We start from the raw sequence: 9,082 nt of genomic DNA, 5'->3' as shown, positions 1-9,082 counted from the left end.
ATAATCCGTGCCCTGGGCCGCCGCCTGGGCGCCTGTCTGTGATTCCGTGCTGGTGCCCCCCCCCGCCTTGAGGACGTCGACAGCCGATTGGTGGACGCCTTCGAGAAGAAGGAACTTGATCTTGCTCTTATCGAGAGAAGTCTTGCTCATCTGCGTAAACCTGTATCCCGGAGAAAAATGGCAGGAAATGGTCAACAGACATTGACCTGGACGACAAGAAAGCCGTCACCGCAGAACTGGCCTTGGGCACTGGCCTGCGGGGTCGGTATGCTAGCATAGCCGCCCCGCTAAACACTCATTCCTGCGACGTGAAGCGTCTTCAGGATGACCATGAATTGTTCGAGAGTTCTGTCGATGACCAATCCTGCCCTGATTGATGAACTGAAGACCCTGGTCGAGCCTGGCAAGGTCCTGACCGACGCCGACTCCCTGAATGCGTACGGCAAGGATTGGACCAAGCACTTCGCCCCCGCACCTTGCGCCATCGTGTTTCCCAAGACCATCGAACAGGTGCAGGCCATCGTCCGCTGGGCCAATACCCACAAAGTGGCGCTGGTGCCATCCGGCGGGCGCACCGGGCTGTCCGCCGCCGCCGTGGCCGCGAATGGCGAAGTGGTGGTGTCGTTCGACTACATGAACCAGATTCTCGACGTTAACCTCACCGACCGCACCGCCGTGTGCCAGCCGGGGGTGGTCACCGAACATCTGCAGAACGTCGCCGAAGAAAACGGCCTGTACTACCCGGTGGACTTCGCTTCCGCCGGCTCCAGCCAGATTGGCGGCAACATCGGCACCAATGCCGGCGGAATCAAGGTGATTCGCTACGGCATGACCCGCAACTGGGTCGCCGGCCTGAAAGTGGTCACCGGCAAGGGTGATGTGCTGGAATTGAACAAGGACCTGATCAAGAACGCCACCGGTTACGACCTGCGCCAGCTGTTCATCGGCGCCGAAGGCACCCTCGGTTTTGTGGTCGAGGCGACCATGCGTCTGGATCGCGCGCCGAAAAACCTCACCGCGATGGTCCTTGGTACCGCCGACTTCGACTCGATCATGCCGGTGCTGCACGCCTTCCAGGGCAAGCTCGACCTGACCGCGTTCGAATTCTTCTCCGACAAGGCCCTGGCCAAAGTGCTGGGGCGTGGCGACGTACCGGCGCCGTTCGACACCGACTGCCCGTTCTACGCGCTGCTGGAGTTCGAGGCGACCAGTGAGGAGGTGGCCAACACGGCGCTGGAAACCTTCGAACACTGCGTCGAGCAGGGCTGGGTGCTGGACGGCGTGATGAGCCAGAGCGAAACCCAGCTGCAGAACCTGTGGAAGTTGCGCGAGTACATCTCCGAGACCATTTCGCACTGGACACCGTACAAGAACGACATTTCGGTCACCGTGTCGAAAGTCCCGGCATTCTTGCAGGAAATCGACGCGATCGTCGGCGAATACTACCCGGACTTCGAAATCGTCTGGTTCGGCCACATCGGCGACGGCAACCTGCACCTGAACATCCTCAAGCCGGATAACCTGAGCAAGGACGAGTTCTTCGCCAAGTGCGCGACCGTCAACAAGTGGGTGTTCGAAACCGTCGAGAAATACAACGGTTCGATCTCCGCCGAGCACGGCGTGGGCATGACCAAGCGCGACTACTTGACGTACAGCCGTTCGCCGGTCGAAATCGAGTACATGAAAGCGGTCAAAGCGGTGTTCGACCCGAACGGCATCATGAACCCGGGCAAGATCTTCGCGGTTTGATTGGCAATCCCCTGAATCAATGAAGGCAGGAGTCGGTAAATGAGCTATCAGCACCAGTATGTCGACGGCACGCGCATCCACTTCCCGATCGGGAAAGTGGTCTGCATCGGGCGTAATTACGCCGAACACGCCAAGGAACTGGACAATCCGGTTCCTACCGAACCGTTGCTGTTCATCAAGCCGGGCAGTTGTGTGGTGCCGCTGGAAGGCGGTTTCAGCATTCCGACCGAGCGCGGTTCGGTGCACTACGAAGCGGAAATCGCCGTGTTGATCGGCAAGCCGTTGTCGACCAAACCGAGCCGCGAAGAAGTGCTCGACGCGATCTCCGGTTTCGCCCCGGCGCTGGACCTGACCTTGCGCGACAAGCAGGCCGAGCTCAAGTCCAAGGGCCTGCCGTGGGAAATCGCCAAGTCGTTCGACGGCGCGGCGGTAATCGCCCCGTTCGTGGTCGGCAGCACCTTCGCCGACCTGACCGACATCGGCATCCGCCTGACCATCAACGGTGAAGTGCGCCAGGACGGCAACAGCAGCGCGATGCTCAACCCGATCGTGCCGATGATCCAGCACATGGCCGGCTGCTTCTCGCTGCAGGCCGGCGACGTGATCCTCACCGGCACGCCAGTGGGCGTCGGCCCGCTGAATGTCGGTGACGACATCGTCCTCGAACTGGTTGGCGCGAGCAGCTTCAGCAGCAGCGTGCGCTGACCGAGCGCATCCTCTCTTTATGGATGCCCAGCAACTGTGGCGAGGGAGCTTGCTCCCGCTGGACTGCGCAGCAGGCCCTTGCTTTTTGCAGTGAAAACCAGGGTCGCTTCGCGCCCCAACGGGAGCAAGCTCCCTCGCCACAAGTGCCCGCTCCTGCTTTAGTTCTGTGTCGCGGCTCGCAAAGCCGCACGGCAATCCCGCCATTTGCCGTTTTTTTCACATCCTGTCCGGATAATTCCGCTCATTCTGGCGTCTGAGCCGGCCTCTTTGTGCTATTACCCTTAGCCTGAATTTTCGGAACGCGTCCCTGATGTCAGCTCAAACTCAGCTCAAACCTTCCCTTCGCTCACGTTTTGCCCTGCGCTGGTATGTCTGGCTGTTGCTGGTGCTCGCCGTCGCTTATGGCGTGGCGTATATCCTGCATTGGGACGACCGTGGCCTGCTGTGGCTGCGCGAGCGTTTCGAGAGCCAGACCGAGCAGAAGGCAAGCATCTGGTTGCCGGACTATCGGGCGGTGATCGACGGCAAGCTGCTGCCGGGCATGGAAAAGGACGAGGCCTCGGACCTGTCCTACAACCCGCAGACCAAAACCCTGTTTTCGGTGATGGGCAAGAATCCGTTCCTGGTCGAACTCACCCTGCAGGGCGATGTGCTGCGCAAGATGCCGCTGGTGGGCTGGAGCAATCCGGAGGGCGTGACCGTGATGGAAAACGGTCTGCTGGCGATCGTCGACGAGCGCCAGCACCTGCTGACCATCGTCAAGGTCGATGCCAATACCCGCGAGCTGAATATCGCCGACTACCCGAAATACGACCTCGGCCCGTCGAAAAACCAGAACAAAGCCTTCGAGGCGATCACCTGGGACCCACGCAACCAGCAGTTGCTGCTGGGCGAAGAGCGTCCGCCGGCGCTGTTCACCTGGAAAAGCGACGGCAGCCAGATCCTCAAGGGCGACAAGCAAAAGCTGGCAAGTGATGAGCTGGATATCCGCAATCTCTCGGCGTTGGCCATCGACCCGCGTACCGGCCACACCCTGGTGCTGTCCGCCGATTCGCACCTGTTGCTGGAGCTGGACGAGAAGGGCGAGCAAGTCAGCTTCATGACCCTGCTCGGCGGCTTCAACGGTCTGAAGAACACCATTCCCCGCGCCGAAGGCGTAACCATGGACGAGGCTGGCACGCTGTACATGGTCAGCGAGCCGAACCTGTTCTACCGCTTCGAAAAGCAAAAGTAACAGCCTGCGGCAGCTCCTACACAGGGTTGTCTTGTGGCCTGGGGCAAGTGGCCATTAAGCTTCAGTTCAGACAGGCGTGATATTTCATCCGCCTGTTTTGATCCCGAGCCTGCCCGAATGCGTCGACTTGCCCGCCCCAAGCCCCTGTTTGTCATCCTGTCGCTGATTGCCCTGATCGCGCTGATCGCGATCGGCCAATACCTGCGCCTGTTCGAGCGCGCCTGGTTCAACCTGCACAGCCTGTGGCAGCCGTTGAGCAGCGAGGCCATTGGTCTCGATCAATATCGGGTCGAGGTCGAGGCAAGAATCATCGACGGGCTGAACGACGATGTCTCGGCGCTGACCTACGATCCGGTGCGCAAAAGCCTGTTCACCGTGACCAACAAAAATGCCGAGCTGGTCGAGTTGTCACTCGGCGGCAAAATTCTGCGGCGCATCGCGCTGATCGGCTTCGGTGATCCTGAAGCGGTGGAGTTCATCAGCGCCGACACCTATGTGATCACCGACGAGCGCCAGCAACGCCTGATCAAGGTGCATCTGCAGCAGGACACCACGTTCCTCGATGCGGCAGACGCCGAACAAATGACCCTCGGCGTGCACATGAGCGGCAACAAGGGTTTCGAAGGCTTGGCGTACGACTCGGTAGGCAAGCGACTGTTTGTCGCGAAAGAGCGTAATCCGATGCTGATCTACGAGGTGCACGGCTTTCCGCACTTTAATCCGGAGAAATCCTATGCCGTGCATGTGATCAACGATCCCAAGCGTGACGCCGGGATGTTTGTGCGCGATCTGTCGAGTTTGCAGTATGACGAGCGCAGCGGGCATTTGCTGGCGCTGTCGGATGAGTCGCGGCTGATTCTGGAGCTGGATGTCGACGGGCGCCCGTTGAGCACAATGTCCATCAGCGGTGGCCGACAAGGTCTGAAGAAAACCGTACCGCAGGCGGAAGGCATTGCGATGGATGACGACGGGACGTTGTATCTGGTGAGTGAACCGAACTTGTTTTACGTCTTCAAAAAACCTGAGCAAAACTGACTGACACCCCAAAAAACCAAATGTGGGAGCGGGCTGGCTCGCGAATGCGGTGTATCAGACAAATTAATGTATCTGACACACCGCATTCGCGAGCAAGTCCGCTCCCACAGGGGGTGATGCAATTACCCTAAGAATGGGGCGGCCGGGCTTACTCAGCCTTCAGCGTCTTCACACCTTCGCTGGTGCCCAGCAACAGCAGATCCGCCGGACGCGCCGCGAACAGGCCGTTGGTGACCACGCCGACGATCGCGTTGATCTGCGTTTCCAGCTCCACCGGGTTGGTGATCTGCAGGTTGTACACGTCGAGGATGATGTTGCCGTTGTCGGTCAGCACGCCTTCGCGGTACACCGGGTCGCCGCCCAGTTTCACCAGTTGGCGGGCGACGTGGCTGCGGGCCATCGGGATCACTTCGACCGGCAGCGGGAACTCGCCCAGCACCGGTACCAGTTTGCTGGCGTCGGCGATGCAGATGAAGGTCTTGGCCACGGCGGCGACGATTTTCTCGCGGGTCAGGGCGGCGCCGCCGCCCTTGATCAGGTTCAGGTGCGCGTCGCTCTCGTCGGCGCCGTCGACGTAGAATTCCAGGTCGCTGACGGTGTTCAGCTCATACACCGGAATCCCGTGGCCCTTGAGGCGCGCCGCGGTGGCTTCGGAGCTGGCGACCGCGCCATCGAACGCGCCCTTGTGCTGGGCCAGTGCGTCGATGAAGCAGTTGGCGGTGGAGCCGGTGCCGACCCCGACAATGCTCTTGTCGTCGAGTTTCGGAAGGATGAAGTCGACGGCGGCCTGAGCCACTGCCTGTTTGAGTTGATCCTGGGTCATGCGGGCTCCGGAAGCGGGCAAGGTGAGTGCGGAAAGGCCGGCATTATAGGCCTCGCGGTGGTGAAGGGGGAAACACCCCTGTGGCGAGGGAGCTTGCTCCCGCTGGAGCGCGAAGCGTTCCCCTGCATTCCTTCAGGCAGATCGCCTGTTCAGGTTTACGACTGCTGCGCAGCCGAGCGGGAGCAAGCTCCCTCGCCACATTGGATCTCTGTACCCTGAATCCCCCTGTTCAGTGTGGTCGTGCGCCCAAAAGCCGGGTTAGACTCGTCGGCCCTGCCCAACCGCTCAGTGATGCTTTCCGATGCTCGAACAGTACGTCAAAAAGATCCTCACCTCGCGCGTTTACGACGTTGCCGTAGAAACCCCGCTGCAGAACGCTCGCCAGCTCTCCGAGCGGCTGGGCAATGATATCTGGCTCAAGCGCGAAGACTTGCAGCCGGTGTTCTCGTTCAAGATTCGCGGCGCCTACAACAAGTTGACCCAGCTGACCGACGAAGAGCGCGCCCGTGGCGTGGTCACCGCGTCGGCGGGCAACCATGCGCAGGGTCTGGCGCTGGCGGCGAAAGTGTTGGGCGTGAAAGCGACCATCGTGATGCCCAAGACTACCCCGGAGATCAAGGTTGAGGGCGTGCGTTCGCGCGGTGGCAAAGTGGTGCTGCACGGAGACTCGTTCCCGGAAGCCCTGGCCTACTCGCTGAAACTGGTCGATGAAAAGGGCTACGTTTACATCCACCCGTACGACGATCCGCACACCATTGCCGGGCAGGGCACCGTGGCGATGGAAATTCTGCGGCAGCACCCGCAACCGCTGGACGCGATTTTCGTCCCGGTCGGTGGCGGCGGTCTGATCGCCGGGATCGCGGCGTACGTGAAATACCTGCGTCCGGACATCAAGGTCATCGGCGTCGAGCCGGACGACTCCAACTGCCTGCAAGCGGCCATGGCCGCCGGCGAGCGTGTGGTGCTGCCGACCGTGGGTATCTTCGCCGACGGCGTGGCGGTGGCGCAGATCGGTCAGCACACCTTCGATATCTGCAAGGATTACGTCGACGAAGTGATCACCGTCAGCACCGACGAGATCTGCGCGGCCATCAAGGATATCTACGACGATACCCGCTCGATTACCGAACCTGCCGGCGCCTTGGGCGTGGCCGGGATCAAGAAGTACGTCGAGTTGCGCGGCGTCAGCGGCCAGACCTTCGTCGCCATCGACTCCGGGGCCAACGTCAACTTCGACCGCCTGCGCCATGTCGCCGAGCGCGCTGAGCTGGGCGAGGGCCGCGAGGCAATCATCGCCGTGACCATTCCCGAGCAGGCCGGCAGCTTCAAGGCGTTCTGCGAAGCCATTGGCAAGCGCCAGATCACCGAATTCAACTACCGCTACAACACCGGCAGCGAAGCGCACATCTTCGTCGGCGTGCAGACGCACCCGGAAAACGACCCGCGCAGCGCACTGCTGGCGAGCCTGACCGAGCAGGGCTTCCCGGTACTCGACCTGACCGATAACGAACTGGCCAAGTTGCACATCCGCCACATGGTCGGCGGCCACGCGGCGCATGTGATCGACGAAGTAGTGTTCCGCTTCGAATTCCCAGAGCGTCCGGGGGCGCTGTTCAACTTCCTCAACAAGCTCGGCGGACGCTGGAACATCTCGATGTTCCACTACCGTAACCACGGCGCGGCGGACGGCCGGGTGGTCGCGGGCCTGCAAGTACCGCATGACGAGCGGCATCTGGTGCCGGCGGCGCTGGAAGAAATCGGTTACCCGTACTGGGATGAAAGCGAGAACCCGGCCTATCAGCTGTTTCTTGGCTGAGCGGCTACGCTGATGGGCAGGCCATAAGGAAATCGAACAATGGAAACGTTAACTGCCCTGAAAACCGCGCACATGGTCGCCACCGTAGTGTTGCTGGCCAGTGCGCTGGGTCTGGGGGTCTGGGTTTTTCTGGCAAAGCGCAAAGGTGATGCAACGGCTGGCAGCCGCACCCTGCAACGGCCACGGGTGTTCATCTGGCTGTTGATGGGCCTGGCGCTGTTGAGCATGCCGTTCACCGGCTGGGGCATGGTGCATCTGGTCGGCTGGCCGCTGGGGCAAACCTGGTTGCTGGCCTCCAGCGTGCTGTACACCGTGGCGGCGCTGGCGTGGTTCTGGTTGCTGGTACGCTTGAATCGGTTGCGCAAGGCGCCGGGTGGGGTTGGCAAGTTCACGTTTGCCCTGGCGTTGTTCAGTTTCGTCTGCTTTATCGCGATTGCCGGGTTGATGGGTGCCAAACCTGTGTGAAGCGAAAAGATCGCAGCCTTCGGCAGCTCCTACAGAGGTACGCATTCAATGTAGGAGCTGCCGAAGGCTGCGATCTTTTGATCTTCAGTCGCGCAACGAGATAACGGGCCAGCCCCGCTTCTCGGCCTCGGCCAGCAGATTAGGATCCGGATCCACCGCCACCGGATTCGCCACCTGCTCCAGTAGCGGCAAATCATTCATCGAATCGCTATAGAAATAGCTGTCGTCCAGCGAATAACCCGTCTCATCCAGCCAACGATTGAGGCGCGTCACCTTGCCCTCACGGAAGCACGGAATGTCGGTGCTGCGCCCGGTGTAGCGGCCATCGACCATCTCGCACTCGGTGGCGATCAGGGTTTCGACCCCCAGGCGCACGGCAATCGGTGCGGTGACGAAGCGGTTGGTGGCGGTGATGATCACCAGTTTGTCGCCGGCATCGCGGTGCTGTTTCAGCAATTCCAGTGCCTTGGGCAGCATGATCGGCTCGATGCAGTCGCGCATGTAGTCGTTGTGCCACTGCTCAAGCACGGCCATTTCGGTGCGGCCGAGGATTTCCAGGCAGAAGTTCAGGTACGCGGCGTTATCCAGCTTGCCGGCCAGGTAATCCTGATAGAACTCGTCGTTGCGCGTCTTGTACGCCACCGGGTCGAGGAAGCCGCGTTCGCACAGATAGTCGCCCCAGGCGTGATCGCTGTCGCCGCCCAGAAGGGTGTTGTCCAAATCGAATAGAGCCAGGCGCATTGCAGTTACCCGCTGAAAAGTCAGTAAAAAGGCGACAAGAATACGGTCTTTTCACAAGAGTGCACATAAGGTAGGAACCTTCGTTGCCGCCTTATCAAGCTTTGTGGAACAATGCGGCGACATGCGTTTGCGAGGTTGTTGCCGTGATCGACCCCGATGGTTTCCGCCCCAATGTCGGGATCATTCTGACGAATGACGCCGGCCAGGTGCTATGGGCTCGCCGTATCAATCAAGATGCCTGGCAGTTTCCACAAGGGGGAATCAACCCCGAGGAGACGCCGGAGGACGCCTTGTACCGCGAGCTGAACGAAGAAGTTGGCCTGGAACGTGAAGATGTTGAAATACTGGCCTGTACCCGGGGCTGGTTGCGCTATCGTTTGCCGCAACGCCTGGTGCGTACCCACAGCCAACCGCTGTGGGGGGGGGGGCGGGGGCGGGGGGGGGGGGGGGGGGGGGTGTCGCCCGAGGGGGCGGGGGGGCGGGGGTGGGGGGGGGAAGGGGGGAGGTGAGGCTG

Annotated in this window: 8 protein-coding genes and 2 pseudogenes; 7 read left to right on the top strand and 3 right to left on the bottom strand. The window is 60.9% G+C overall.

What is annotated here, in order from left to right; all coding sequences use genetic code 11:
• Nucleotides 1-150: pseudogene (locus tag ACIOUG_RS26075) on the bottom strand (phosphoglycerate dehydrogenase); the annotation flags it as partial.
• A 204-nt stretch (nucleotides 151-354) separates the two neighbouring features.
• Here ACIOUG_RS26075 and ACIOUG_RS26070 point away from each other — a divergent pair.
• The 4 genes from ACIOUG_RS26070 (at nucleotide 355) to ACIOUG_RS26055 (ending at nucleotide 4,723) form a co-directional block, all read left to right on the top strand.
• The gene (locus ACIOUG_RS26070) at nucleotides 355-1,749 is read left to right on the top strand and encodes an FAD-binding oxidoreductase (RefSeq protein WP_401069918.1); all 1,395 of its coding nucleotides are present in this window, start codon (nucleotides 355-357) and stop codon (nucleotides 1,747-1,749) included.
• Between the two features lie 39 nt (nucleotides 1,750-1,788).
• Nucleotides 1,789-2,454 carry a fumarylacetoacetate hydrolase family protein gene (locus tag ACIOUG_RS26065; RefSeq protein WP_095137584.1) on the top strand — a complete coding sequence of 222 codons (666 nt, stop codon included), beginning with the start codon at nucleotides 1,789-1,791 and terminating at the stop codon, nucleotides 2,452-2,454.
• Between the two features lie 310 nt (nucleotides 2,455-2,764).
• The gene (locus ACIOUG_RS26060) at nucleotides 2,765-3,688 is read left to right on the top strand and encodes an SdiA-regulated domain-containing protein (protein ID WP_401069915.1); all 924 of its coding nucleotides are present in this window, start codon (nucleotides 2,765-2,767) and stop codon (nucleotides 3,686-3,688) included.
• Between the two features lie 117 nt (nucleotides 3,689-3,805).
• Nucleotides 3,806-4,723: an SdiA-regulated domain-containing protein gene (locus ACIOUG_RS26055; RefSeq protein WP_401069913.1), complete on the top strand. Its 918-nt coding sequence runs from the start codon at nucleotides 3,806-3,808 to the stop codon at nucleotides 4,721-4,723.
• 148 nt (nucleotides 4,724-4,871) lie between these two features.
• On the opposite strand, the gene rpiA is transcribed toward ACIOUG_RS26055, so the two are convergent.
• Nucleotides 4,872-5,546 (bottom strand): ribose-5-phosphate isomerase RpiA, encoded by a 675-nt coding sequence (gene rpiA, locus ACIOUG_RS26050; RefSeq protein ID WP_401069910.1) that lies wholly within the window; start codon nucleotides 5,544-5,546, stop codon nucleotides 4,872-4,874.
• Between the two features lie 301 nt (nucleotides 5,547-5,847).
• Between rpiA and ilvA the strand changes: the two genes are divergently transcribed.
• Together ilvA and ACIOUG_RS26040 are read left to right on the top strand one after the other, a co-directional pair.
• Nucleotides 5,848-7,362, top strand: a complete 1,515-nt coding sequence (gene ilvA / locus ACIOUG_RS26045; RefSeq protein ID WP_027610533.1) for a threonine ammonia-lyase, biosynthetic — start codon at nucleotides 5,848-5,850, stop codon at nucleotides 7,360-7,362.
• 39 nt (nucleotides 7,363-7,401) lie between these two features.
• Nucleotides 7,402-7,827, top strand: a complete 426-nt coding sequence (locus ACIOUG_RS26040; protein ID WP_401069908.1) for a DUF2269 domain-containing protein — start codon at nucleotides 7,402-7,404, stop codon at nucleotides 7,825-7,827.
• An 84-nt stretch (nucleotides 7,828-7,911) separates the two neighbouring features.
• On the opposite strand, the gene ACIOUG_RS26035 is transcribed toward ACIOUG_RS26040, so the two are convergent.
• Nucleotides 7,912-8,568: an HAD family hydrolase gene (locus ACIOUG_RS26035; protein ID WP_401069905.1), complete on the bottom strand. Its 657-nt coding sequence runs from the start codon at nucleotides 8,566-8,568 to the stop codon at nucleotides 7,912-7,914.
• Nucleotides 8,569-8,711: 143 nt separating this feature from the next.
• On the opposite strand from ACIOUG_RS26035, the pseudogene ACIOUG_RS26030 reads away from it, so the two are divergent.
• A pseudogene (locus tag ACIOUG_RS26030) lies at nucleotides 8,712-8,984 on the top strand (RNA pyrophosphohydrolase); the annotation flags it as partial.
• Nucleotides 8,985-9,082 lie beyond the last annotated feature (98 nt).

Origin of the sequence: Pseudomonas sp. NPDC087803 (assembly GCF_044742995.1) — a bacterium.
Taxonomy (GTDB): Bacteria; Pseudomonadota; Gammaproteobacteria; order Pseudomonadales; family Pseudomonadaceae; genus Aquipseudomonas.
The sequence above is the reverse complement of the archived record's forward strand: the minus strand, read 5'-3'. Positions and strand labels throughout refer to the sequence as shown.

Bases quoted from the DNA above. Each gene is read 5' to 3' on its own strand.
- ACIOUG_RS26060 (WP_401069915.1), top strand. From the start codon at position 2,765: ATGTCAGCTCAAACTCAGCTCAAACCTTCCCTTCGCTCACGTTTTGCC.
- rpiA (WP_401069910.1), bottom strand. From the start codon at position 5,546: ATGACCCAGGATCAACTCAAACAGGCAGTGGCTCAGGCCGCCGTCGAC.
- ACIOUG_RS26035 (WP_401069905.1), bottom strand. From the start codon at position 8,568: ATGCGCCTGGCTCTATTCGATTTGGACAACACCCTTCTGGGCGGCGAC.
- ACIOUG_RS26065 (WP_095137584.1), top strand. From the start codon at position 1,789: ATGAGCTATCAGCACCAGTATGTCGACGGCACGCGCATCCACTTCCCG.
- ACIOUG_RS26070 (WP_401069918.1), top strand. From the start codon at position 355: ATGACCAATCCTGCCCTGATTGATGAACTGAAGACCCTGGTCGAGCCT.
- ACIOUG_RS26055 (WP_401069913.1), top strand. From the start codon at position 3,806: ATGCGTCGACTTGCCCGCCCCAAGCCCCTGTTTGTCATCCTGTCGCTG.
- ilvA (WP_027610533.1), top strand. From the start codon at position 5,848: ATGCTCGAACAGTACGTCAAAAAGATCCTCACCTCGCGCGTTTACGAC.
- ACIOUG_RS26040 (WP_401069908.1), top strand. From the start codon at position 7,402: ATGGAAACGTTAACTGCCCTGAAAACCGCGCACATGGTCGCCACCGTA.